We start from the raw sequence: 25,516 nt of genomic DNA on the forward strand, positions 1-25,516 counted from the left end.
GCCAGGCCAGGCGAAGGTCCGTTCGACCACCCATCGACGCGGCAGAACCTCGAAGCCTTTCGCCTTGTCYGAGCGCTTGATGATCTCGATCGTCCAGCGCCCGATCTTTTTCAGTCGCCGCTTCAACTTATCGCCCGCATAGCCACCATCGGCGAAGACATGCAGYAACCATGGCCACCTGTGGCGGATGGATTTCAGGAGATCGGGAGCACCGTCGCGATCCTGGATGTCGGCGCTGTGCACCATGAGACCGACCATCAGGCCGAGCGTATCGACGATGATATGGCGCTTGCGGCCTTTGGTCTGTAGAGTCGAGGAAAGGCGCGGTGGCTGGCCCTTGCGAGGCTCGCTCCGTTTCCTTTCCCCGCTCATCAAACCGGACGTGCGGATTTCCCGCATCCGGCTTTCCGACTGGCTTCATCGTAAGGCCCACGGCGACTGCTTGCCGCGCTCGCGTCGAAGACACAGCACGCCCAATTCCCCGTAAACATGTTCACGTGGGAATCGACGCGTGCTGCGTCCTTGCACTTTGTGCCGTCTGCACAGGAAGTTCGTGACGCGGTCATAGACGTGTCGATCGACGCCTTCATAGGCCGATGCGAGAGCGCCATAGGAGAAGTATGCGGCCCAACCGCCCAGGAGGCGGTTCAATCGCTTGCGAACTTCAGGCCATGTGCCCTTGTTGCCCGGCGTCAGCAGCGCGCTGACCTTGGTCTTGATCCGCTGCACGCTCTTCCTGGACGGGCTCGCTCCCAGGTACCACCGGCCGCCGTTGGGCAGATGACGTGGTCCAAGCGAGTAGCCAAGGAAGTCGAAGTGTTCGCGCCGGGCATCCTTCACCGAGGTTTTCGCCTCGTTGAGCGACAGCCCGAGTTTCGTCATCACCGTCCTTGTCCACGCCAGCGCCTCGGCCGCATGATCGCGGCTGAGAATGACGAAGTCATCGGCATAAGAGATGACGTGCGCGCGGAACTCTTCACCCAGACCGCTGAGACGCCAGTGCTTCAGGAACCGGTTCATGTAGATGACCGAGAGCAGCGGACTGACGACACCCCCTTGGGGCGTGCCGTGTGTGCTGCTCTTGCCGCCAGTCATGCGCCGTTTCCCGTCGCCATCCCGCTCCTCGACCGGTGCTCGCAGCCACAGCCTGATCAGCCGCAGCACGCTCCGATCGACGATGCGTCGGGCCACCGATTTGAGGAGGTCCGAATGCGGGATCGTGTCAAAATATTTCGACAAATCAGCGTCGACAACGTCGGTGTAGCCCCGGCACATCAGCCGGTGCGTTTCCTTGACTGCATCGACCGCGCTGCGACGCGGCCGATAACCATAAGCACCGTCCTCGAAGTCCGCCTCGAAGATTGGTTCCAGTACGAGCTTGGCAGCGGTCTGGATGACGCGACAGCGGATAGAGGGAATGCCGAGCGCACGCTCGCCTCCCCCAGGCTTCGGTATCATCACCCGCCGCACCGGATCGGGTCGGTACGTCTTCGAAACGAGTTCTTCGCGCAGGCCCGCCAACCACGCATCCACGCCCGACGCCTCGATCTGCGTAAAGGTCACTCCGTCGACGCCAGGCGCTCCCGCATTGGCGCGGGCCAGCGCATAGGCATGGCGCAGAATGTCTTCACGGCAAATCTTGTCGTAGAGCAAATAGAAGCGGAAAGCGGGCTCCGCCTTCGCCTTACAATAGAGCTTTCTCTGTAGGTTCCTGATCTTTTCAGGTGTTTCGAGGCTCATCGCCAATCAMCCTTTCCTCACCATCTTCGAAAGCATGCCAGAAGTCAGGGTCCTTTCCTCCGCCGGCATTGCCCGGCATCGACAGTCTTACGACCCTGTCCGACTCCCGTCCGGTCCATCGCCATCAGCGATGTCGAAGCCGCGACCTCCGACCGCACGGGTCTCCCTCGATTACCCGCATCACCCTTCCCGCGTGCCGTGCCCAATACCCCGGCAGACCGAACAGGTGCTTGTGACGATTGCTTCCCTGTTCGCACGGCCTTCCCCGGGTAAGAGACGGGTCGGCATCTGCATCGACTCTTTCGAGGCCTGCTCGGACTTCACTCGCGTTACGGCCCACTGGATTGCTCAACCGCCCAAGGCGGCCTTTGTCACGAGGCTTCGAACCGGCGGTTACCCGACCGATCCGCTCGTCAGCTACCAGATCAATCGACAACTCTCTGGATGGAACCTTCCTCCATTGGTGACACGCGCCTTCGAGGCGCACTCTTGCCCGCGTCATAAGCCCCGGATGCCGCCGCTTTCGGTGGTTTTGACGCTCTGGCTATCGATCACACCGGCCGTCGGGCTTGCCTCCTTGCCCTCCAACTCGCGCGTTTCCATCACGAGACGATGGTTGATGCGTGGCCAAAGTCCCAACGCTCTCCATATTGCCGACGGGTGATTTTGGTCCAGGCCATCGTGTTCTCCATCGAATCTCGCAAATCCGAAGGAATCATAACCTGTTGAAATCACCCACCTCTTTTTGAGGCAGCCTCTAAAGAGAAGCCCACCACGGCAACTGATCGGTTCATATCCAAGAATATCACCATGAACCGGAAGCGGTGGCTCATTAAGAGGCAACGCCTAATAGTCGCACCAGATTGCAGCAAGCGACGCGAATTCTTCCCAGTTCGGTTTGCCTTTATCCTTCCACCGCATGCAAACTTTAGGAAGGTCGGCTGTCATTTGGGCCCAATCATCTGCGGAGACTTCTTTGATCTTGCCGACGTCCCATCGATCTTGAGACAAACGCGAGAGCTTTTCATAGGCCTCCGGTTTACCCAGCAGAATCTTGCGCGTCCCGCCGGGAATCCAAGCGTCACGCCAAGAGTGTTGGGCGCAAACATTATGCGGACTGACTGTCGGAATGAAAAATTCTAATCCCGTGTAGTGGCAATAGTCCCAAGTCTCGTCTTCGGGAGAGCCAGTATTGCATTTTTCCCACACGTTTTCCGGCAACTTCACACTCGATCGCAACTGCTCAGCCGTAAGCAATAGGCCATCTCGCGCCTCCAATTCTTTCGAAGGCGGCGGATTTGACGTATCGTAGCCGCAGCCTCCTTTGAGAAAGGTTTCGCGCACCATCGAAGCACCTGGAGCCATTGTCCAGGTAAAGTCATTTGCTTGGTGGAACAGCGTATATTCGTGCCATTCGTTTGCCCCGGTTGCTTCAGTGGCCAATTCATTGAAAAAAATTCCTGCGGATACGGCATCGGGCTGCGAGCCTAGGCCGATCATCTTTGTAGGGAAGCGATTGAACCAGTCGAAGGCTACAGGTTGTCGACTCTGGCAAGGCCGATCCCCTGAAAAATGCAAAGTGTCGCCTTTGACTGTATAGAGTTCCCCGTTTCCAATTTGGATGAGTTCGCATCCATGGCTAGGCTTAACCAAGTCCGGTGCATACTCAGGGTTGAGTGTCATGAAAATAATTATTGCGACAATCGCGATGATCGCGAGCGACGGATATTTGTCCAAGATTCTATGAAATAATCGGCGCAAAAGCCTGTAGATCGCAACGAATGGGCGAAGTGCCTGGTTTTTCTTGGCAATGTCGAAGCAATATCGAAGAATGCCCGCCAACATGTTCTGCCCCAGCGGCTACTTAAGTTTCTGCATGCTACAGACAATATTTTTCTTAACAATAGCAGTTCCGATTCGATCTAATTGTACCACGCTTCACAACTATAGATGTGGATTCTGGAAGGGGCAATGAAAACATCCCGATGTTCATCGCTGCTCGCGGAATCCCCAATCCTTTTGACTTGGAGAAGGAGCCGAAGGCGAGGCAGGGTAGCTGGTCCCTGAATGTGTTGTTCGGCTCCAGGGTTATTGCATTTTTAATTTGACGTCATATAAAATCACTAATGTCTACGTTGCTCAATCCTCCTGCCTCCAATGAGGCTATCACTCCCGCACAATGTCGCGCTGCTCGCGCTCTTTTGGCTTGGTCTCAGCAGGAGCTCGCCAGCCGCGCTCGAGTAGCCACCTCCACCGTGGCAGACTTTGAGCGGGGCCATCGCAACCCGATTCAACAGAACGCTGAAGCAATTCGCGGAGTGCTCGAAGCGGAAGGCATTGCTTTCCGAGCGGGAGGAGCTGTTATCGGGCCAACATTGCCCGCCTTCGCCGACCGGAAGGACGCTGGTTTGCCAATAAGATGGGTCGATGCGACTGATCTTTCTCAGTGGGCCGAGCGACGCGACGGTCAGGGATCTCTTCCAACCTTGCTTGCGAAGCTAGCAAGGGCAAATCGCCCCATATTACTGAGGTTTCCCTCGGACGAAGGTGTCCAGCACGCTGGCTGGGACGGAGTTACCGAAGCAAGCGAAGCGTCTGAATATATTCCGCTCGGTGTCACGGGATGGGAAATCGGGACGCAGCGAGATCGCATCGCCTCGAAGGCCGATGATGACTATAAGAAGCGCAGCGAGAATCCGCTTGGTCTTATACCTGCCGAGTTGACGTTCATCTTCGTGACGCCGCGTCATTGGCCCCAAAAGGAAATGTGGGCGCAAAAGAAGCGTGCGGAGAACATCTGGAAGGACGTGCGTGCTTACGATGGAGATAATCTAGTCCATTGGATCGAACTCTATCCCGCTGTCGGGTTATGGCTGGCTATCGCCCTTGGCAAGCGACCAGCCGGGGCACTTGATCTTCGGGAATATTGGCTGGAATGGGCGCTCGCGACCCAATGGCAATTGCCAAGTGAATTGGTGCTCTGTGATCGCGACGAAAGTGCCACCCGGATTCTTCGATGGCTCAGGGGGCCGTCGTCTGTGCTTGCGGTAAAGGGGGAGAGCCCGGCTGAGGTTTCCGGATTTGTTTATGCGGCGATCAACCAGCTTCCCGCTAATCTTGCGGAATATTACCTGTGCCGAAGCTTGGTAGTCGCAAACTCCGAAACTGCAAGGCTGATTGGAGATAGTGCAACGCCGTTGGTCATCGTGGTGTTAGATCCGGAGCCAGGCCCGGCGCAGGCGTTGGCCAAGAAGGGACACCATGTACTTGCCGCATATGGCCAAGACGCCTCGTCCTCCGGCGATGCCATTGTGCTTGAACGCCCCGCACGAGAGAATATTAAGATCGTCCTTGAAGGGGTTGGCGTGCCTTCCGAGATGGCAGGGCGGATGGCGAGAGATTCGTCGCGAAGTCTAGGAATTCTGCGACGTCTCATGCCAAGCTCTCCTGGACGAGTACCCGCGTGGGCGAAAGGACTTCCCTCTCAATCGCTCATTGCGGCTCTCCTCGCAGGTGGCTGGGATGAAAGCAGCGAGGGAGACAAATCTGTCCTATCGCGGTTGGCTGACATGCCCTACGAACCGTTCGCAGCTAGTCTTGCGGGTTTGGCCGGAAATTTCGATAGTCCTCTGCGTAAAGTGGGCTCTGTGTGGAAAATTGCCTCGCCACGCGATGCTTGGGGCCTGCTGGCAGCGGATATATCGCCCTCTCACATGGAACGGTTTGCTGCAGTCGCATTAGACGTTTTGAGCGCGGCCGACCCCCGCTACGAAATGCCCGCGGAGGAACGGTGGTATGCATCGGTCCGGGGGGTGCATCCAGAATTTTCCAAAAATCTGCGTAACGGTGTCGGCGAAGTATTGATTATACTTGCTCTGTTCGGAAAACTGGCCTCATCCGTACCATCTGCGGAGCTGCAGCCAGATCTTATCATTCAACGCTTGCTTAGCGGCGCCGACCGTCAACGTTGGTGGTCACTGTCGAGGGATTTTCAACTATTAGCGGAAGCCTCACCGTCCAGTTTCCTCAGCGCACTCGACGACGCACTTGGTCAGGACGATAGCCCTGTCGCCGTTCTTTTCGGTCACGATACGTCCCCGCTTTTTGGCGCCGAGCACCTATCCACATTATTGTGGGCTCTCGAAACTTTGGCATGGTCTCCCGACTATCTCGGGCGTGCGGCCTCTATTCTCGGGGCGCTCGATGAGCTTGATCCTGGGGGCCGTTATACTAACCGTCCCGGCAGTAGTCTCCGAACTACATTTCTTCTATGGGCGCCGCAAACACACGCGACACTAGAACAGCGACTTCGGGTCTTGGACCGGCTAAGAGCGAGGTTCCCCAAGGCAGCTTGGAAACTCCTGCTGGGCATTCTTCCGACCGAACACGACTCGTTTTCACCAACGCCAGCCCCTCTCTGGCGCGATTTCTCGACGCCAACCTCAGAAATCGTCACTTTCGAGCTGATTGAAAGAGGCGCGCTCGCGATTACCGATCGTCTCCTTGCAGACGCGTCGGCTGATATCTCACGGTGGGTGGCGCTGCTCGATCGCTGGGGCAATCTCGGAGCCAGACGGGAAGAAGCGCTAAACAAACTCAAGGCGCTTGTTCCGTTCATTGCGGACGACGTGGGTCGGAACGCGTTAAGGTCGAAGTTGCGCGCAATTTTGCATAGCCATCGCAGTTTCCGTGATGCCGCGTGGGCGCTTCCTGAAGAAGAATTGGCTCCTTTTGAGGAAATTTACAACGCCATAACCCCTGTCGACCTAATCGCAGAGATTTCTTGGTTGTTTGACACGTCGGTCGCACTTCCGAACCCAATCGGCACCAGGTGGCACGAGGACACACAGCGGCAGCTCCAAGGGGAACGCCGAAGCGTTGTTGAAGCAATTCTCACCAATATGGGACTGGACGGCCTGTTTGCTCTTGCTAACGCTGTACAGGAGAAAGGTTACCTGGGACAAGCCATTGCCGAGGCCGAAGTTGGCAACCCGCGACGGGGACACGAAATTATCGTCCGGGCTCTCACAAGAGAGGGCGTAGTGGGCTTAGGAGTTGCCCGGGGGATGATAATAACGATGTATCCCATGCAAGCTGATCAATGGGTGACAGATTTGGTCGACGAGATGCAGCAGATAGGAGCCAAACAGGAAAGCTTGCTCGCAATTCTGCTCGCCCTCCCGCCCTCGTCGCGCGCTTGGTCGCTCTTGCGGGAATTGGGCGCAAATTTCGAAGAGCAGTACTGGAAACGGGTCCCAATCCTTTGGATTAATGGCGAACGGGAAGATACAGAGTTTGCGGTGAGCAAACTGATGGATGTCGGTCGCGCTCGCCATGTCGTGCATCTAGTTGGCTTGCGGTTGCATACAGGTCTGACATTTGGCTCGGATTTGCTCGTCCGCCTCCTTATTGAAGCGGCCTTACAACCAGCCGAATTCGACGCCGATCACAATGACACGACGATGTTCCAACACTACGTTGCCGAAATTCTGTCTGTTTTAGACAACCGTGACGACGTCCCCGCCACGGAGATGTTAAAGCTGGAATGGATTTATCTTCCAGTGCTTGAATACTCGCAGCGTCCGGCCAAGTTAATCATCCGCGAGCTTGCGTCCAATCCGCAGCTATTCATCGACGTAATCTGCGCAATTTACAAACCCAGCGAGGACAGCCGCGTAGTTGAAGAGACTGTGGCTAACCAAGAACAAGTCACCAATCGTGCCCGCCAAGCAAGCAACCTCTTGCGTCTCTGGAATGTTGTTCCTGGAACCAGACCAGACGGTACAATAGATCTAGCGATCTTAGAAGACTGGGTTCAACGTGCCCGCCAACTGGCGAAATCCGCCGGGCGGGAGGATATTTCGGACCAGAAGATCGGCGAAGTCCTTGCCTGCGCACCTTCGGGGCAAGACGGCATCTGGCCCACAGAAGCTGTCCGCGAATTAATTGAATCCGTTCGCAACAAAAATATCGAAATTGGGCTCATGATTGGTCGTCGCAATCTGCGTGGCGTTACGACGAGGCTACCGCGTGACGGCGGCGCCCAAGAGCACGATCTTGCGAGGACCTTTAGCGAGTGGTCGCGAGCGACGGCGCTGGAATGGCCGCGCACGTCTGCTGTTCTCGAAAAAATCGCTACGAGCTATGACTACGAAGCTCGTTCGCATGACAATGACGCGGAAAAGCTCGATTGGTAAGATTGTACCTGCTTCATGCGAGGAAATTGCCTGGGATGGTGCCATCCCAAGCAATTTCGACCGCGTTACTGGCTGTGAAGCCGTATGCCAGCTTAAGCATTCGGCTCATAGGCACTTGACAATAAGTGAGTTTGTTCTTTATTTGTTCCGTCCATGACAAACATTGGCCGCCTCATACGCTTTCGCGAACCGAGTGGTCATGCTTTCTCGTTTATCGTATCGGAGTGGCAAAAATGGGCGAATTATTGTCCCATCGCGTGGAAGCCTGCACTTTTCTTCCATCAGGTTTGAATACCGTCCAATCGGTGCTGAGGAAACGAGATCGTTCGTTCCAGAGATATTTCGACAGCGGTACAATTATGAAAGGCGGCCCAAGCCTGTTCGCGGTTTTGACCTATTCCGATAGCGGAAACTGCAGGGCTCGAAGCAGGTTAGAGAGCCGCTCCACGAAAAAGGCCCGACTATCCTAAAGTTCAGAACTCCCCTGTTCTGAAGATCGCGTCTCAACTCACAGGTATGACGGCATTTCGACGCTGTCGGATGTGGGGACACCCTGGGGGCGCGACTTTTTCAGCGGACAGGCTATGTTCCTGTTTGGACATGAAATCTCTTGCTGTGGAACATTTATAAGTCCGTTTTACAAGATTATATAATAATTCCATTAGGTTACAGATGTCAAAGCTGGCTAGACGCGCGACATTGTCAGCCAGTTAGAAATGCGACACTGGCTCTGACAATCAGCCCCCGATCCGGCCGGCTGGGCCGGGTTGAAAGGGCGGAGCGGGGGCGGGTGATAACATTCCCCTTCGGCTTTAGCTTTCTCACTGGCAATTGTTCTTTTACCGCTCGATACTCGCTAGCACTTGCATGGCGCAGTTGGGGATCAAAGCCGCACGATGCTTCCGGAAATCAACCTGCAAGGTGACGTCGACATCGCCGCGCTGTCACCACTTCTTCGCGGCATGCTTCTTTCGGTTGCCTATGCTGACGGTGAGGGTGGCATAGGATTGACCGCGACCGGCGCCATGAACCGCAAGTTCGTGCATTGGGCCGCTGTGCACTTCCTCTGGCCCGGATTCACAGCCGAGGACCTCTACAGCATGAACAAGGTGCTCAATGAAAGCGACATGCCGCCGCTTTGGGTCGTGCGCGACATGACCCGCCACCTGAAGCTTCTTCGCCGGAAAAAGGATGTGCTGCTGCCAACCAGACGCGGGCGGGAGTTTCTGGTGAATCCGCAAGCCTTCTTCGATGTGGTCGCCACGGATTATCTCTATTCGTATGTCCACGCCACCGAGCGGGAAGAAAAGGTCCGCGCGCGGTTACGCTGGTGGCGCATGTTCCTCAATCTTCTCAATATCAAGGCCAGGGAAGGTTGCACGCCAATGGACGTTGTGAAGATCCTCTATCCAGACTTGGCGCCTCTGTCACACACCGAAATGACCATAGAAGCCTGGGAGTTGAAATCCGATCTCCAATATGGCGTCTTACGGCGCTTGTGCTGGCTCGGCTTGCTCTATGAAGCAAGAGAGGGCCTCACACTCTTCCAGGACGGATCCTTCCACAAGACACCGCTTTGGTCCGCATGCCTGCAGCTGGAATCGGATACGCAAAGCGACATCGGCGTGCACTGACGATCTTTATTCCGCCGCTGGTTGCCTCAATAACGCTTTCTCTCGCCGTGCAATCACCGCCGGATCGTTCATGTAATCTGTCCTCGGCTTGCGTCCCCGCTTCTGATAGCCGTTGGCTGTGCTACCGTCCCGAATGCCAAACATATGATCCTTCTGCCCGGTGCGTCGGGGACCACTCTTGCTGCGTTGCTGTTCTCGGCCGGCTTGCAACTCGGCGACGATCGACAGCATGTCGTCCAGCCGCTTGTTGTCGACGACCTCCGCACGATGCACCGAGCGCAACGTATCGAAGGTCTTGTAGGGCAGGGAAAAGCTCTCGTGCATGATCTCGAGCCGACCGTCCGGATAGTCGCAGACGATCACTTTCTGGCCAGCCAGTGGCCTGGAAATCTCGGTCGGATCGAGAATGAACAACATCTTGTCGTAGCGTAGCGTCAGAGATTGCGACAGCGTGCGGACTTCCTTCCGGCACATGGCACCATCGAGGTTCTCGTGGTTGGCCAGCGGTCGGTGCATGTCCTTTGGATTGCGTGGTTGCTTGCCAAAGCGAGTGTTGAAATCCGCAATGAACTCAGGCGCATAGGAATTGGCAGCTTCGATCGTATCAATGCCGCGAAGCCGTAATTCCTTCACAAGCCGATCCTGCAATGTCTGGTTGGCACGTTCCACCCGACCCTTGGCCTGAGGGGTGTTGGCGCAGATGATATCGATGTTGAGCTCATAAAGCGCCCGGCCGAACTGCGTCAGACCGCTTGTCCTGTCCTTCTTCGACGGATGCGTCGATCGAAAGACACCATGTTTGTCGCTGTAGAAAGCCAACGGCTTGCCCCACTGCTGCAGATAATCCTTTGTCGCATGCAGATAGTCGAACGTATTCTCCGATCCGGCGAAACGCAGGTGCAATAGCCTGCCGGTGGCGTCATCGATATAGACGAGCAGGGCGCATTTGGGGCCGCGGTTCTCGAACCACCAGTGATGCGATCCGTCGATCTGCACCAGTTCGCCAAAGCAGCCGCGCCGGCCGCGTGGTTGGAAAACCCGTTTCTTGCGTTCACGACGCGAAATCCAGATACCAGCCTCGGTCATCCATTGCCGCAGCGTCTCCTTGGCGACCGAGATCCGGTGCAACTCGAGCAGCTTCTCGCGTGCCAGCGTCGGACCGAAATCCAGATAGCGTTCGCGGATCAGATCCAGCACCGCATTGCGAAACTCTTCGCTATGGCGCCGGTTGCTTGGTCGTGATCGCTTCTTTGAAACAAGGCCGGCCGGACCATCCTGATCATAGGCCTGCAGCAGCCTGTGGACCTGACTTCGACTGAGGTCGAGCAGTTCGGCGGCCTGTACGACGCTCAGGCGTTGGTTACGGATCTTCTGGATGACTTCGAGGCGATGTAATTCTTTCTGCGACATGGTGATCATAAAGGACATGACGACTCCGACCGCTCCTGGTCTCGACCAGGCTGAAGATTGTCATCCTTGCTCCCAACGGTGGCTTTGACCAGTGCGTCGAGAGGCGAGACTGTCGCATCTCTAACTGGCCCAACTGTCGCATTACTAAATAGCCGCTACAACAGAAACTCAGATAAGTTCTATTATGGAACGGCCGAGCCATTTTGGATTTGTTCGTAACGTTTGTCCGTTGGCATTAGCTAACAGGTGTAAGATCCTTCTCGAGTTCGCTCACCTCTCTCCGGACCAGACGCCAGAACATCTTGTTGATCTTTTCCTCCGTCCAGTCTTTGATGCTATCGAGCTCGACCCCTTGGAGATCCGCGATCAACTGCATTTTCTTTTCCAGGGAATAGTCGTCGAACCGTGGGATATATTTCGATTTCGCCATGTTGAATCGAATCTCATGGTAGGCCTTCACGAAGGTCTTTGGCTTCCCCTGCCCGGCCATGCCAAGTTTCCTCCACAGCCGGGCGGCGAAGCGGTCGAGCCGTTTGAGCTGCTTCACGTCCTGGGTCATCGAGAAAAAGAACATCCAGCCGTAGCGTTTGTCGTTAAGAATGCACCCCGTGATCTTGAGATTGAGCTTCGCCAGCAGGCGCTTGTGGTTTGCACGATACTTCGCGCTTGTCATAAGCGACATTATCGTCGTCATCATCCGTCGGTAGGAGCTTTTCCGCACAGACACAAGCTTCGGCGTGATGTGGTACCCGAGATAGTCGACGCCGGTCGAAAGCGGAACGATCTTCGACTTGCTGCCCTCTTCGAGCGGATGACATGTCAGTTGCGCCTTTGACAGCCTGCCTTTCAGCCATCGGAAGTGCCGCTTGGCGTCGGATGCCTTGCAGACCACCAGTATGTCATCGACGTACCGATAATATTGGAAGCGGTCGTGGGCGTTCTCGTCGATCTGCATCATGTATATCGAGGAGAGAATGTTGGACACGCTGAGTCCTTGTGGAACTCCGACACCGTTCGCTTTCTTACCGTCGCCGGTAGGCGTCTTGACTGCGGAGTCCACCAGAGAGGTTAGGAACCTGTATCGGGTTCGCGTTCGGATCCGCTTTAGCAAGAGCTGATGGTCGAGGCTCGGATAGAAGTCCTGGACATCCAGTTGAAGAAAGACGTGATCGTCTGCCAGCGGCCGCACGAACTCCAACAGGTCCTTCACGATGAAGTGGGCGGGAGGGAGCTTCGCGTCATCAAAGACGTGCATCAGCACGTTCGTGAGGGCTCTCAGGGTGACCCGGTCTCTAACGCCCGCTATCGCGATCTCGCGCGGCGCCTTCCCCGCTCCCTTCGATATCAAGCGCTGTTTGAAGGACGTGAACCGATAGGAGTCGGCATACACCCGTTTCCTGATGAGCGCCAACTCGGCATCGATGTTCTTCTGAAAGGCTCCGGGGTCGATACCGTCCTTTCCGATCGTTCCGGATGCGGCAATTCGCTCATCGAAGATCGATTGCAGGTTCCCGATTGCAAACTGCTCGTCGAACTTTTCTTTGGCCTGCATCAACCTCACCCGTGAAGAAATGGCCACATGAGGAACGCCGCCGGAACCAGAAATAATGCGGCGATGATCGACCGGTAAAGGATTCGCCGCCCGAAGAACGAAAAGAACTGGAACCACGTCCATGTTAGGGGCTTGCCGTGATTGGTAAGCTCCTTCCCTTCGAGGAGCATGTGATTGACGAGAAGGTCCGTGTAATCGTGGTTCGAATGATTTGGGAAGTCGAGTAGGATGTCCCGATATCGAAGCTTCTTGTCCTGATCCGGGAGATCTTCGTCGTAGAGCTTCTGCAGCTTGAGATAGCACTCGCGAAACGAAGCGGCCCGAGCCTCCATCCGGAAACCGCCCGCGACTAGAGACGCCACAAGCACGACCACCGACGACGCCAGGTTCAGCTTGCCGAGTTCCGGGTACGGAACGCTGTAGAAGGACTCGAAGATGGAAAGGATGACTGAGAATACAGAGTAATAAGTCACCGCGAGGTATGAAATGTTTTGGTTCCGCAGAGCTTTGCGCTCTGCGATCATTCGAACTCGGGACGTTATCCAGATCGTGTCGTTGATCGTACTCGGACTAGGACGCGTCATATCTTTCTCGCAAGAACTGAAGTGGTGCGGACGCAAAAACTCAAAGCAACTAAACACTCAATCGAATGTAGCCATAGGCCGACGCGCAGAACGCGCCCCTTTGTGACCAGAACCCAGCAAGCTGAGCCAGCGGCTTTACCCGCTCCGCCCGCACCGCAAACCATCTAACTGTAGTTGTAGTTTTTTTCAACTAGCTGACGACTTGTGCTTGCAGCGCCTCGCCGTGTTCGGCAAAGGCGGGAGGCGTCCTTGGTGTTCCAGTTCCTCCGTCACAAGAGAGGCATCATTCGGCTCAGTCTCTCGGAATAAATCTCGCTCGATCAAGCCATTCATCGAAGGTGACAATGTCCAGGTTCCGGGTGTAACGTCGAAACAGTTCGAATGTGTCGCGTCTGACCTCAGCGTCACGGGAGGTTCCATCGCCTTCGATATCGCGGCCCCGCCCAATCACCAGGATCGCCTTGGGATCCCGCGTCCTCGCGGTCATGCGGCGATTGCCGGTCTTGTCGAAGTTTTGGCCGGTCTGGCCTTGAATGAACCATCCTGCCTTCTGTTCGAGAACCTGGGACACGGCATCCATGAATTCGCCGCTGAATCTCCAAGTCCCTGACCTTCCGGCGCGGCGTTGCTGGAATATCGGCGTGTGATTTCAACAAGAACTGAGTACTCGGTGAAATTCATCAGATAGTCGACCGTCGGCCTGTCACGGTTGGGGTCGAGCAGAAGGTTCGGCTGTGCGGGATCGCGACGACGCAGTGGCTTCGACCGGGCCGGACCGTCAGTGTCTTGGAGGAGCGGTTTCGAACGCGGAGGCTTGGACATGGTGCTATTCCAGCCGGAAAAGCGTTAAGAAGCTGATATGAGCCGCTTTGAAGAAACCGAAATAGCCCTGACGGATAAGCTTCGGTCCCTGAAGCTGAAGCCCGACATGATGATCAACCTGTTCGACATCGGGGTTCCACTCACCGCGGCAGGATTTACGCAAGATGAGATCATGGCTGTGCTCGTCGCATTGGAGCAGGACAAGATCATCGAGTTTGCGCCGGGAAACAGGCTTCGGCTCTTGAAGCGACTGCCCTGACGCCCTTAATGCCGGGACTCGGTCATCATGTCTCGGTCGAAATCGTCCATCACGTCCGGGCAAGCAGGGCGACGTAATGGAGCCGCTTCGAGATCTTCTGCAGAACTTCCTTCCGCAGATCGACAGGGAGTTTAGAGAACGGTTTCTGAGCATAAATTTCGACATCTCGGGCCATGACGCAATACCTCCGAAAAGCGATTCGCGGCTCAAGACGAATCACCGTCGAAGGTTCCGACTCATCGGACAAAGAAAAAGGCCGTCCCCAGCAGATGGCCCTGATCTTGGTCTTCTCCGAAGAGATCGGTCGGTAGTGTGCAGCACGCGCAATCAGGCCCCTGACCGTTCGCTTCCCATGCCTCAGTCATGGCTTCTAGCTCGGGATCCACTTCCATGCCGGAGATCGCGAGATTGGCCTTCATCTGCTCGTAGCGCCACTTCTGGGCTTCAGGGCTATGCACACTTCCATGCTCGTCACTGAAAAGTTGCCATCGAATGTGCCCCACGTACTTCAGCGTACGAGGGCAGATTGGGTGGCAGTGCCGCTTTGATGTTCGCGGGCGTCGTGATGCGAGCGTATCATGCAGTGGAGACGAGCCGAGGCGACCTCCGAATTTGGCGATCTGCTCGATGTCATCCGCGAAAGCTGTGGTCTGGTCGACTTCCGCGAAGTCGCGGATGAAGCACGTCGCTTCCTCTCCATGCCGCTGCCACCTCCCCAGCTCCCAGGCGCGCAGCGCCAGCCAGCGGCGAAACGCGGCTCCCCGAAGGCCGCGCGTAGACTGTTCGCCATGTCTCAGCCGATCGCCGGCACGCTGCCGAACGATACCTCGCCGGTCGCGGCATTCTGCTCTCCCCGCATGAGCGCGCGCTGCGCTTCCATCCCGGCTGCTACTACAGGGATCTCGTTACGGGCGAGACGCAGACTCTTCCTGCCCTAATTGCCGCTGTCAGCGGCCTGCAGCGCACCTGGCTTGATCCTTCGGGTCAGGGCAAGGCGCAACTCGCGGATCCACGCCGCTCGCTGGGGGATATTCTTGGCAACGGCATCTTGCTAGGCCACCAGCCCGGTGCGCCCGTCCCGGTCATGGCCGCCGGCGAGGCTTCGAGACGATGGCTTCGCTTAAGGTGGTGATGCCGGCGCTGCCGGTGGCCGCCGCCGCCTCGGCCAATCACCTCGCCGGCCCGGACTTCCGCTTGGCTGCCGTCGCCTCTACATCGCAGCCGATGCCGACTCTGCCGGCCGGCACTGCATCGAACGTCTCAGCCAGCGCGCAGGCGAGTCCGGGATCCTCGCCTTGGTGTTGCGGCCGCAGCTCGGCGACTTCAACGACGATCTGCTTCATCTCGGCCGGGCCCACCTCGCGGCATGGCTCGGCGATCAACTCGTCCCCGACGATGAGGCTCAGCGGCCTTTGACGGTGTCCGACAATTTATGGCTGTTTTGGCGAATTTTGGACATAGGCTTGTTTAGCCGGCCTCCTCGATGTTTTCGCTAAGTAACTGAAAGGAAATCTACAATCTATTTTTTAGCGCCAAAATACAAATTGGTATGAACTTTGCCCCGCCGTTGAGAGCCGACGAAGTTGCTTGCCAGGTAGGAGCGAAGCGATCGCTCGGCAAAATTAAAGGGACTGGAATAAATGGGTTTGTTGAACTCCCACGACTCACGATTGCAAGACCCATCTTGCCCTCCAAGGAATGGATAATCATGCATTTTATGGCGGAGCACATCCTCACCGCGCTTGGCTATCGTCACGGGCCGATTTTCTATGGACGAAGGCGTCGCAATCGCACTCCTTTCGACAGTCTTGCAAGTACGATTCCTGGAACGACAATAATCTTGTGCCGTTTGGGGTTAGCGGATTTGGCTCCATGAGCCAGCGCCAGTTCTATATTGAGGCCGATTTTGATCGGTATCTGACTAGAGTTGAAGCGGGCGATAAACCGATTTGGAAAGGTGTCGCACTGTTAGAGGACGATCTGATGGGCAGGACAGTAATGTTTGCGTTGCGAAGCAGCGGAGTGTTGTTATCCCGCTTCGCACGGGAGTTTGGGGTGCCCTTCGAAAAATACTTTCCCCGCGAGCTTGAAATCTTGAAGGAGACCGACCTTGTATTCATCTCTAACGACGGCGTACTTTCTCTGACTTCCGCCGGCATCATCAATTCAGGCGCTGTGTCTCTGCTGTTTTTCTCGGACCAGGTGCTTGATCGGGTAGCCTACAACGATAGCAGGATAGGGACAAGAAGACCGACCTCTTGGAAGAGCACGATTACTCGCCAGCGGGACGGTACGGCTCAAGTGCGAAAATGCAAGCTGTGTTTCGGCGAAGTCGGGGGACCTCGTCAATGACCTTCACCTCGTCCTTTTCCATCCCAGATCGACCCGCCCATCAGGCGCGGGGGATATTTTCTCACCTGGTCGACAGCATCGACCGCAGCCAGGCAAAACGCCCGCTTGGGATTGTCAGCGATTTCGTCGCCGAGCAACTCCCGCACCAAATTGCGCAGATCAAAGGGAATGAACGGCCAGATGAAGCGGTTAAGGCGCTCGGGCAGAGCATCAACGCAATGATACGGGGAACAGACTGTGAGGCGCAGCTAATAAATCTGCCCCAGTCCGACTTCGGAGTGGCTAAGACAGACATTCAGTATCTCGTCAATTGTGCTTATCAGATGTCCGCGTTTGCCGGCCTCAATCCCGTCGATGCGGAGTTGGCGGTAGGAGAACCGTTGATGCGTATTGCACAATTAAGTCGTCAGCGGCAGCCTAGCATTGATGTCCTCTCCTATGAAGACATGATCCTCACCAACCCAGTGGAGAGGGATCCTCGCGTATATTGCCTCGGTTCAGCTGGGGTCGAGGAGCGCGATTTTTGCCTCGGCCATCAACTTATTGAGGGTGACTTACAGTCGGCAATAGAAGCTCTGCTTGAGTTGCGAGACACGGTCGCGGCAGATGCACGCAAGTGTCTATCGCTGTGCATGAAGTCGCTGGAGTCAGCCATTTATGTTTTGGAACGTTTTTATGAACATATGTCGCACGATCTTTTCGAGCAATTTCGCATGTTCTACGGAAAGAACCCTTACAAGGATAGGCTTGGCCCAAGCGGTCGTTTCTCTGCCCGCATCGTGGCGGTCTCGGTTCTTCTGATCGGCGAAGAGCTGTTGCGCCAGAAGCCGCAATTCTACAAGGATGTATATCGGTTGTCGGAATATTATCCTCAAAAATGCATTGACGACGTATTTCGCTGGTTATCGCCAGACAAGGTGCGCGCGAGAACCCAGCCAAGCTGGCTTGAAGGGAAAGCGCCTTTCCCTAAGCTCGCAACGGTCTCGTCCATCGTGGAGCGCCAGAGCAGCGAAATCCGAGAGCTGCACGCGTCCTGTGTTTGTGCGCTGGATCGGTTTACCCGGATGCATCGTCGTGCGGCCCTGAAATATACGGTAGGGCCGGGTCTCCCAATTGTTGGAGTTGATATGTCGGAAAGGATTGAGGATGTGTTGTCGCAGCGGCTGTTAGGGAGCGCACCAAAGCTAGAGGCGGCATTTTCCTCGATCAAGCATATCTCCGACATCAGGCGAAAATGGTCAATGTCTCAAGACGAAGTGGTCTTTCGCCGATTCGAGGTAGGAGATGCTGACGATGTATGGCGGTTGCATCGAAGCGCATCCGACGGTGTTGGTGTACATGGGCCGGAAGGGGCATGGGAGGATGATTTGCGTAATGTCGGGGACGTATATCTAGCCTCAGGCGGAGATTTTGTAGTTGCTCATATTGGCGGCCAACTCGTCGCTATGGGTGGACTGAAACCTGCCGAAGATGATGTTGCAGAGCTGAAGCGGATGCGGGTCGATCCCGCCTTTCAACGACGAGGGCTTGGAAGGAGAATACTTAGTGAATTGGAGCTGCGCGCCGCTGCCCTAGGTATCAAGTGCATAATGCTCGAAACAACAACCATCCAGGTCGGGGCTCAAATGATGTATGAGACGTCTGGCTATAGTCGCCGCGGTGAGGGGATGCTGCATGGGTATGCCGTGATTTTCTACGAGAAGCGGCTCGCCAGCCAGGATGACTTGTTGATTTCTGCTGAGAAGCGACCCGGGAATTCAGACTGATGGGGTCGTCTAGTCTTACTGCGTCATAAACCGCGGATTTGCCGCGGCTGTCCATGGCCCTTGTACAGCACGGACATCGTTGCAGGCGGTTGGCCAGGGCCGCAGTCAGGCGTCGACGGATGGTCGGGATCGCGGTCGGGACGCGCCGCCCTGGTCGGATCGGAGGATCCGCGGGGGTTTTGGCGCAGATGATGTCGATGTTCAGCTCATAAAGCGCCCGGCCGAAGTGCGTCAGGCCGCTCGTCCGGTCCTTCTTCACGGATGTGTCGATCGAAAGACACCATGCTTGTCGCTATAGAAAGCGAGCGGCTTGCCCCATTGCTGCAGATAGGCCTTCGTCGCAGCAGATAGTCGAACGTGTTCTCCGATCCGGCAAAACGCAAATGCAGAAGCTTTCCGGCGGCATCGTCGATATAGACGAGTAGGGCGCATTTGGGGCCGCGGTTCTCGAACCAACAGTGATGCGACCCGTCGATCTGCACCAGTTCGCCAAAGCAGTCGCGCCGGCCACGCGGCTGGAAAACCCGTTTCTTGCGTTCCCGGCGCGAGATCCAGATGCCGGCCTCAGTCATCCATTGCCGCAGCGTCTCCTTGGCAACAGAGATCCGGTGCAACTCGATCAGCTTCTCACGCGCCAGTGTCGGGCCGAAATCCAGACAGCGCTCGCGGATCAGATCCAGCGCCGCATTGCGAAACTCCTCGCTGTGGCGCCGGTTGCCCGGCTGCGTTCGCTTCTTCGAAACGAGGCCGGCCGGACCTGAATGGTCATAAGCCTGCAGCAGCCTGTGAACCTGACTTCGGCCCAGCCCAAGCAGTTCGGCAGCCTAGACGACGCTCAGGGAAAATACAGGCGCCGTGATAAAGACGCCCTCTTTTTTCTCGCCGCACGGTCCAACGGAATCGATTTCTTCGATGAAGAGCAGACTCGGTGCGTTTGAGCGTGCACGTGCAAAGTCGAGATCGTCTACGCCACTCGGCAACGTCATAAACGAGCGTTAACGCCCAATCGCAGGGCGCGCCGTAGCCTCTTACGCTACTCAGGTCCGTACCACCTCGCCAGACTTCGCTCGGTTAACTTTGGTTGCAATTGCAGCAAACGCAAACGCCCCAATGTCTCATCGAAACCGCAACCCTTTCGAATGGTCTTCCAAAATAGGCCGGGCGCAATGGCCACGGCTTCCGCAACGGCTCCCTTGTTAGCTTGAGGTTCGGAGCCTCCTGGTCCGCGTAAATTCGGAGATCGCCGCCCATTTGTTCGGCACTTCCACGCCGTGATCAAAAAGGAGAGCACGCTTGGAAGTGTCGATGGCGTTCTCCGCCCGATTCACCGCCCTGCGGTCGCCAACGACCAATACGAACCCAGGTGGGAAGAAGATTGCTGTCGGCAGCGTCCACGAGCTAAATTGAACATCATGATTGTATAACGTCGGTCTGAGAAAAACCCTGGGTAGCTTCTCCCAGAGACTCGTATATGCTGCCTGACGAATCTTAGTCCGCAGGCAACGAGATCGCGATGGCAATGCACCAGCTCCCCTCATCACAAAGCGGCTCGAGCACTCGGCCGCGGCTCTGGTGGATGGTATTTCTATTTCCCGGCAAGGCCATCTTATGGTTTCAGTATCACTTTCCTAAATTCGGCAATGTCATTGCTACTGGCCGCCGCTATCGGAGCCGCACTTGCGGAATAATGTACTCGGCCGTGTTTTGGGTGCTAGTCGTCGCCTGGCTGCTTGCACTTTTGCACGGCGCACTTCGGTAACACCTCGATGCTGCCATCTCGAGCCCGAGAGTCGCGGTTCCGGTGCTTTTCCCAAAAGCCACACCCGGCGAAAAAATATCTTTGAGCGCTCTTTTGTAAATGCAGCGCCGGCGAGAGCTGCTATGCATTGTTCGCAAGCTTGAGGAGAACCACATGCCGAATCCGTTTGAGCAAATTCCCTTTGATGGCGCGGAGTTCGTGGACAATCCCGAACCGCGTTGTCCCTGCCTTTTATTGCTAGACGTTTCTGGTTCGATGCGGGGACGCCCGCTTAGGGAACTCAATGAAGGTCTCGTCCAGTTCAAAGACGAACTCTATGCGGACTCTCTCGCATCTAAGCGCGTTGAGATAGGCATAGTCTCCTTCGGCCCTGTGACCATCGTGAACGACTTTACAAGCATGCAAAACTGGATCGTCCCCGAGTTGGCCGCACAGGGAGATACGCCAATGGGCCATGCAATCGAGGAGGGCCTCCGGCTCCTGCGCGACCGGAAGAACTCCTATCGCCAAAACGGAATCTCATACTATCGCCCGTGGGTTTTCCTGATTACGGACGGAGCCCCAACAGACGCCTGGCAGAGTGCGGCGGCGCAGGTCAAGGCTGGAGAAGTTGAAAAGGCCTTCAGCTTTTTTGCTGTCGGCGTCGACGGTGCTAATTTCGAAACGCTTTCCCATATCTGCGTGCGCCAGCCTTTGGCGCTGAAGGAACTCAGGTTTCGAGATCTGTTCCAGTGGCTTTCCAGCTCTCTAAGCTCGGTCTCGCAATCCAATCCCGGTGACGCCGTTCCTCTCTCTAATCCTGCAACGCCAGACGGATGGGCCTCAATCGCATGACCGACGGCTGGCGATGGGCTGCGGCCCGTGCTCGTGGCACCTCCCATGTGAAGACGGGTTTGCCATGTCAGGATTTTGCATTGAGTGAGACTTTAGCCAGCGTCGATGAAACCGTTATGGCAGTGATCGTTTCAGATGGTGCGGGAAGCGCAAAACTGGCGCAGATTGGTTCCAAATCAGTCTGCATTGGTCTGCTTCGGCTCATCCGCGGATATCTCGCAAATCACTCCCTCTCCCAGCTTCGTGAAGAAATGGTCTGGGACTGGATAGACGATATCCGCGAATACATCAGCGCGAAGGCTAGTCGCTCTGGAACACAGCGACGCGATTTCGCGGCCACAAGCGTTGCTGCTCTCATGTCTGAAAACGGTACTGTGATCTTTCACATCGGCGATGGCGCGGCTGTCGTACGCTACGAAGGAGACGAAGCCTGGGATGTGCCGTCGTGGCCGTATCAAGGCGAATATGCATCGACAACCACCTTCATCACCGATGATCCCCAACCGCATCTCACTTTCGTTCGAAATGACCGTCGTGTCGATCGATTTGCAGTCTTCTCCGACGGCATCGAACGTCTAGTCCTCAATAGCGCAAATCGTTCGGCTCATGAGCCATTTTTCAATCGGATGGTGACGCCGCTGGCTCTTTCGGAGGAAGCCGGCAGGAACCTTCCTCTGTCGATGGCGCTGCGAGAATATCTTGAAAGCCCATCCGTTTGCGAAAGAACCGATGACGACAAGACGCTCGTACTCGGTGTGCGCAAATGAGCACTATCGTATTCGGATCGGATGGGAGGAAGCTGACGCTTGGCGGGATGCTAGGAAAAGGCGGCGAAGGCGCGGTCTATCACGTCCACGAGGCGGGCGATTTGGCGGTGAAGATTTATAATCCCGGCAGGGCCTTCGAGAGGAAAGCAAAAATCCTTGCCATGACGTCGGCCGCACTCCACAAGACAACCGACATCGTCGCCTTCCCGATCGACACTGTCAGTGACAAGAGCGGAATGTTCATGGGGTTTTCCATGAAGAAGGTCGCAGGTTTTAAGAATATCCATGAACTCTATGGGCCTGGCAGCAGGCGGACGGAATTTCCTTCTGCCGACGCCCGGTTCCTGGTGCGCAGCGCGTTCAATCTTGCGAACGCGTTTGCTGCAATCCACAGCACGGGCTGCGTGGTCGGCGACGTAAACCACTCCGGCATCCTCGTTTCAAACCAGGCTATGGTAACTCTGATCGACAGCGACTCCTTTCAGTTCAATAAGGGGCCAGAAGTCTATCGCTGCACCGTAGGCGTGCCGGATTACACGCCGCCTGAGCTGAGAGGCGCGGACTTCGAAAAAGTGGTTCGGATGGCGAACCACGACAACTTTGGTCTAGCCGTCCTCATCTTTCAGCTGCTTTTTCTTGGGAGACATCCGTTTGCTGGGAAGCATCTCGGTCTTGGCGACATAGACATCCCGACCGCTGTAGGCGACCACCGTTTCGCCTATAGCGCACGCAGGGCTGAGACGCGCATGGAACCTCCGCCGCTAACACCAGCGCTGGGTGACTTTGGCAAGGAGGTTTCCGACGCATTCGAATCCGCTTTCGGAAAGAGTGGTGATCTTCCGGGCGGTCGACCGAATGCGACCTCGTGGGTCCAAATCCTCGGCAAGCTCGAGAAGGGTTTGCTGGAGTGCTCTGCTGACAAATCGCATGCGTATTTTCGGAGCTCGTCGTGTCCCTGGTGCCGCCTCGAGAAATCGATGGGCAGGAGCCTCTTCGCCGCGAAGATTTCAAGCACTGTTTCCACACTGAACATCGGTGACCTCATTGCTCTGATCAACCGTCCCGCTCCACCAAACCAACCCCCAGCACCTGAAAGCATCATTGCGGTTCCGTCTCTCACCCGCAGCCCTGTGGCGGTATCCTTCTCACGTGGAAAGCAGCTGGCGTTTTTCGCCTCGGTTGCGGGACTGCTGATAGGTATTTTCCTTGCAAACCAGTTGAATGGCTTCTGGGGTGCAGCTCTGGTTATCGCATCAATCACAATGATGATCCGATCCCGCCGTCCTGCGGAAGAATTTAGGGTCGAACTGCAGGCGGCTACCGCAGCATGGGAGGAGAAGAAGAAAATTTGGGAAGAGCACGCCGGGCCTGCCGTGTTCCTGAAACGAAAAAGCCACTATCTGTCCCTGGCCTCGGCTCATGGCAAACTTCCGGAACAGGAACGCGAACGTCTCGCCGAGCTCGAGCGAAAGAAAAGAGACCTTCAATTCAGGAGCCACATGCAGGGGCACTTGATCTCCCGCGCAAAAATCGCTGGCATTGGACAGAGCAGGACGGTAACGCTCTCGTCGTTTGGTTTTGACAGCGCGTGGGATGTGAAGACTCGCTCGGTTTTAGCCGTTCCCGGCATTGGTCCCAAAAAAGCCGACGCCCTTGCGAGTTGGTCGTCGTCTGTTGAAAAGAAATTTGTATTCAATAGTCACATTGCCACCGATCCGCAGGCTATCAATGAGGTCAAAACGGACATAGCGCGTCAGAGGGCTGACCTGGAAGGAGAGCTGAGGCGTGCTCCGGATGAGCTCAAGGAACTTCTGGATACTGCCTCCGAACTGCGAAGGAACCCGCCCCCGCAATTGGTTGAAGCGTATGTGCGGCTTAAGCAAGTCCAAATGGATATAGGGTAACGGTGACGCGCGTGGCCGGAGCATACCGAGACTTCTGGGTAATGCTGGCGATGATCGGGGGCGCTGTCTTCGCAGCGAATACGACGTCAAAGCCGGGAACGGCGTCTCACGCCCCTGTTTCGTCACTTATTCCCTCGCGCAATCAGATCGTGACAGCGCCGGTTACTACCCCAACACGCGCTCAGGAAAAAGCGCTTCCTGCGTCTCAAACTTCGGTGGTAACCGCGACTCCTGCAAGTGCAGAGCCGTCGCCCACATCTTCCAGTACAGCGAATGCGACATCCGTTTCGGAAGCGGCTCCGTCTTTCTCCGCACCTACGCCTCAAAGCACCGAGGCGAGCCCTGGGCTTCCGATCACGCAGCCAACGAGCGGCGCCCCTGAACCTGATCCGTACGTCTTCGATGGATTGATCGCGTCCATCGAGAAATCGGAGGCGACCACCATCGCGCCTGCGGTCGATCCTTTCGATAAGGCCACCCCGCCCCCTGCCGCGAGGTTCGCTTACATTCGGCTACCTCTTGAACTCAGAGACGGCCCTGGTCCTAAGTACATCGTTGTCGGCAGTCTTGGGCAGAACGCCCTTGTATCTCTTATGGAGCAAGAAGCGGGTTGGACCCACGTTAGCGCCGGCGACGCCATTGGCTGGGTGCCTCCTGGGATGATTTCCTCCAGTCCCGTGCTTTCTGTTGCTCGCAAACCGACTCCTGCAGCACGGTCAGTCGAAACTCCACGCCGCGAGGGCGGCCGCTAGTTGATCACGGGCTGGCGCACTGCCTCCAGCCCAATCCCCGCTGATCACACCATCCAGAGCTATTCAAATCGGCCTCCAGGATCGAGCGCGATTTGCATACTTCCGCGTCGACAGCGTTCCCAATCGAGCAGGCGGTAGCGTCGAGAATCCAACGGCGGATGATACGATCGGGGCCGGCGACTGCTTTGTCGGTCTCAATGACCCTGCCCGTCTCACTGACTATCCTTCGACTAACCGGGTCCCAAGTCAGCGCCAGGTTGACTGCGCCTGAAGCACCCTTTTTTCTGGTTGCACTGAAGGCGTACCAGTCGACAACGCCGAAGACTGAACACTTGTCTGCACAAAGCGCATGAACTGAACCCGGCCGCGCTGTGTAGATTCTTGTCGGCCATCGGTCCACGAAAGCGCTCTTCTCCTTAAGCACATCTTCTCGCGAAAGGTCTTTTCCGTAATACTGGATGCGGTCGGCATAGACGTTGCGAAGAAAGGCTACCGCCTCGCTGCTCGAGCCCGACCATACCCGCTGGAACTCATTGAACACTTCCACTGCCCCTGCTTGATCGGTGGGCTGAATATCCTGCACTTCATCTGCCGAAGCGCTTTCTTCATTGAGCTGGGCCGTTACCAGCTGATAGCCCGCCATATCGACAAGATTCAATTCTTTCGATTGCCCCAGCGGCATTGACAACGCTGCGTCCAGAAGCGAAGCGCTGACACCCATCGTGCCGAGGTAGTCTTTGAGGGCTGCTGACACTGAGGGATTGAGACGACCGTCAGATTCCGCAGATGTCGCAAACGTCTCTACAGATATGCCTATGCTCTCATCTTCGGCATAACGACTAAGGCCACCCATAAAAGCCAAAAGGCAGGTTTCGAGACAAGGGGAGCCTTTTGTCTGGAGCGTCGGAAGGCCGGTCTTGCGGATTGCCTTCCCGAAAGCCATCGCGATTGATCGATCGCCACCCGCCGAATTAAACGCGATGTATTTGGCCGGGCTTGCAGCAAGTTCTAAGGCGATGTGTTGAGGATCATCGCCAGTCTCGAAGCTGCCCTCAACAAGAAGGATCGTGGTCCCATTCGTCGTGGAGAGATGACGGTAAGAGACCGCAGCAGTCGCGGCGCCCATCGAAACCGAAACAGACAAAACAATTGTGATAATCGTATAAAGGAAACGCCGTTTCATT

18 protein-coding genes and 4 pseudogenes are annotated in these 25,516 nt (G+C 56.1%); 10 read left to right on the forward strand and 12 right to left on the reverse strand.

Features of this window, described 5'->3' with window-relative positions:
• The 4 genes and pseudogenes from QD461_RS31910 to QD461_RS31925 form a co-directional block, all read right to left on the reverse strand.
• Positions 1 to 300: pseudogene (locus QD461_RS31910) on the reverse strand (transposase); the annotation flags it as partial.
• 117 nt (positions 301 to 417) lie between these two features.
• Entirely contained in the window at positions 418 to 1,740 is a 1,323-nt protein-coding gene (gene ltrA, locus QD461_RS31915; protein ID WP_028755411.1) for a group II intron reverse transcriptase/maturase, read from the reverse strand.
• A 470-nt stretch (positions 1,741 to 2,210) separates the two neighbouring features.
• Positions 2,211 to 2,432: pseudogene (locus tag QD461_RS31920) on the reverse strand (hypothetical protein); the annotation flags it as partial.
• Positions 2,433 to 2,586: 154 nt separating this feature from the next.
• The gene (locus tag QD461_RS31925; protein WP_004118206.1) at positions 2,587 to 3,585 is read right to left on the reverse strand and encodes a hypothetical protein; all 999 of its coding nucleotides are present in this window, start codon (positions 3,583 to 3,585) and stop codon (positions 2,587 to 2,589) included.
• 281 nt (positions 3,586 to 3,866) lie between these two features.
• Here QD461_RS31925 and QD461_RS31930 point away from each other — a divergent pair, with 281 nt between their 5' ends.
• Both QD461_RS31930 and QD461_RS31935 read left to right on the forward strand, forming a co-directional pair.
• Positions 3,867 to 7,937 (forward strand): helix-turn-helix domain-containing protein, encoded by a 4,071-nt coding sequence (locus QD461_RS31930; protein WP_004118204.1) that lies wholly within the window; start codon positions 3,867 to 3,869, stop codon positions 7,935 to 7,937.
• An 896-nt stretch (positions 7,938 to 8,833) separates the two neighbouring features.
• A complete protein-coding gene (locus QD461_RS31935; RefSeq protein ID WP_004118203.1) occupies positions 8,834 to 9,571 on the forward strand; it encodes a hypothetical protein in 738 nt (245 codons plus the stop codon).
• A gap of 6 nt (positions 9,572 to 9,577) precedes the next feature.
• Here the strand turns inward: QD461_RS31935 and QD461_RS31940 are convergent, their stop codons facing one another.
• From QD461_RS31940 to QD461_RS31960, 5 genes and pseudogenes are all read right to left on the reverse strand, one after another.
• Positions 9,578 to 10,999, reverse strand: a complete 1,422-nt coding sequence (locus QD461_RS31940) for an ISNCY family transposase (protein ID WP_004118201.1) — start codon at positions 10,997 to 10,999, stop codon at positions 9,578 to 9,580.
• A gap of 217 nt (positions 11,000 to 11,216) precedes the next feature.
• Positions 11,217 to 12,533: a reverse transcriptase domain-containing protein gene (locus QD461_RS31945; RefSeq protein ID WP_004122915.1), complete on the reverse strand. Its 1,317-nt coding sequence runs from the start codon at positions 12,531 to 12,533 to the stop codon at positions 11,217 to 11,219.
• A 5-nt stretch (positions 12,534 to 12,538) separates the two neighbouring features.
• Positions 12,539 to 13,117, reverse strand: a complete 579-nt coding sequence (locus QD461_RS31950) for an SLATT domain-containing protein (RefSeq protein ID WP_004122917.1) — start codon at positions 13,115 to 13,117, stop codon at positions 12,539 to 12,541.
• Positions 13,118 to 13,409: 292 nt separating this feature from the next.
• The gene (locus tag QD461_RS31955) at positions 13,410 to 13,697 is read right to left on the reverse strand and encodes a Shedu anti-phage system protein SduA domain-containing protein (protein ID WP_004122918.1); all 288 of its coding nucleotides are present in this window, start codon (positions 13,695 to 13,697) and stop codon (positions 13,410 to 13,412) included.
• A gap of 119 nt (positions 13,698 to 13,816) precedes the next feature.
• Positions 13,817 to 13,939: pseudogene (locus tag QD461_RS31960) on the reverse strand (ATP-dependent DNA ligase); the annotation flags it as partial.
• A 37-nt stretch (positions 13,940 to 13,976) separates the two neighbouring features.
• Here QD461_RS31960 and QD461_RS31965 point away from each other — a divergent pair.
• Entirely contained in the window at positions 13,977 to 14,198 is a 222-nt protein-coding gene (locus QD461_RS31965) for a hypothetical protein (protein ID WP_004122919.1), read from the forward strand.
• 236 nt (positions 14,199 to 14,434) lie between these two features.
• Here QD461_RS31965 and QD461_RS31970 read toward each other — a convergent pair whose 3' ends face one another.
• Positions 14,435 to 14,656: a hypothetical protein gene (locus QD461_RS31970; protein ID WP_312872687.1), complete on the reverse strand. Its 222-nt coding sequence runs from the start codon at positions 14,654 to 14,656 to the stop codon at positions 14,435 to 14,437.
• A 120-nt stretch (positions 14,657 to 14,776) separates the two neighbouring features.
• On the opposite strand from QD461_RS31970, the gene QD461_RS31975 reads away from it, so the two are divergent.
• The 4 genes from QD461_RS31975 (at position 14,777) to QD461_RS31990 (ending at position 18,316) form a co-directional block, all read left to right on the forward strand.
• The gene (locus QD461_RS31975) at positions 14,777 to 15,136 is read left to right on the forward strand and encodes a hypothetical protein (protein WP_004122923.1); all 360 of its coding nucleotides are present in this window, start codon (positions 14,777 to 14,779) and stop codon (positions 15,134 to 15,136) included.
• Between the two features lie 312 nt (positions 15,137 to 15,448).
• Positions 15,449 to 15,694: a hypothetical protein gene (locus tag QD461_RS31980; RefSeq protein ID WP_376774047.1), complete on the forward strand. Its 246-nt coding sequence runs from the start codon at positions 15,449 to 15,451 to the stop codon at positions 15,692 to 15,694.
• A gap of 376 nt (positions 15,695 to 16,070) precedes the next feature.
• Positions 16,071 to 16,550 (forward strand): coproporphyrinogen III oxidase, encoded by a 480-nt coding sequence (locus QD461_RS31985; protein ID WP_240535487.1) that lies wholly within the window; start codon positions 16,071 to 16,073, stop codon positions 16,548 to 16,550.
• Positions 16,547 to 18,316, forward strand: coding sequence for a GNAT family N-acetyltransferase (locus tag QD461_RS31990; RefSeq protein WP_004122926.1), 1,770 nt, complete (start codon positions 16,547 to 16,549; stop codon positions 18,314 to 18,316). The genes QD461_RS31985 and QD461_RS31990 overlap by 4 nt, the downstream gene beginning before the upstream one ends.
• A 172-nt stretch (positions 18,317 to 18,488) precedes the next feature.
• Here the strand turns inward: QD461_RS31990 and QD461_RS31995 are convergent.
• Positions 18,489 to 19,176: pseudogene (locus QD461_RS31995) on the reverse strand (ISNCY family transposase); the annotation flags it as partial.
• Between the two features lie 1,052 nt (positions 19,177 to 20,228).
• On the opposite strand from QD461_RS31995, the gene QD461_RS32000 reads away from it, so the two are divergent.
• The 3 genes from QD461_RS32000 to QD461_RS32010 are packed head-to-tail and all read left to right on the forward strand — an operon-like array spanning position 20,229 to position 23,580.
• Positions 20,229 to 20,909: a vWA domain-containing protein gene (locus QD461_RS32000; protein WP_004122927.1), complete on the forward strand. Its 681-nt coding sequence runs from the start codon at positions 20,229 to 20,231 to the stop codon at positions 20,907 to 20,909.
• Entirely contained in the window at positions 20,906 to 21,676 is a 771-nt protein-coding gene (locus tag QD461_RS32005; RefSeq protein WP_037136628.1) for a PP2C family serine/threonine-protein phosphatase, read from the forward strand. The genes QD461_RS32000 and QD461_RS32005 overlap by 4 nt, the downstream gene beginning before the upstream one ends.
• Positions 21,673 to 23,580 carry a protein kinase domain-containing protein gene (locus QD461_RS32010; protein WP_004122931.1) on the forward strand — a complete coding sequence of 636 codons (1,908 nt, stop codon included), beginning with the start codon at positions 21,673 to 21,675 and terminating at the stop codon, positions 23,578 to 23,580. The genes QD461_RS32005 and QD461_RS32010 overlap by 4 nt, the downstream gene beginning before the upstream one ends.
• A gap of 756 nt (positions 23,581 to 24,336) precedes the next feature.
• On the opposite strand, the gene QD461_RS32015 is transcribed toward QD461_RS32010, so the two are convergent.
• Positions 24,337 to 25,515 carry a hypothetical protein gene (locus QD461_RS32015; protein WP_240535488.1) on the reverse strand — a complete coding sequence of 393 codons (1,179 nt, stop codon included), beginning with the start codon at positions 25,513 to 25,515 and terminating at the stop codon, positions 24,337 to 24,339.
• Position 25,516 lies beyond the last annotated feature (1 nt).

The organism is Rhizobium sp. BR 314 (assembly GCF_047445805.1).
GTDB classification, from domain to species: Bacteria; Pseudomonadota; Alphaproteobacteria; order Rhizobiales; family Rhizobiaceae; genus Rhizobium; species Rhizobium lusitanum_B.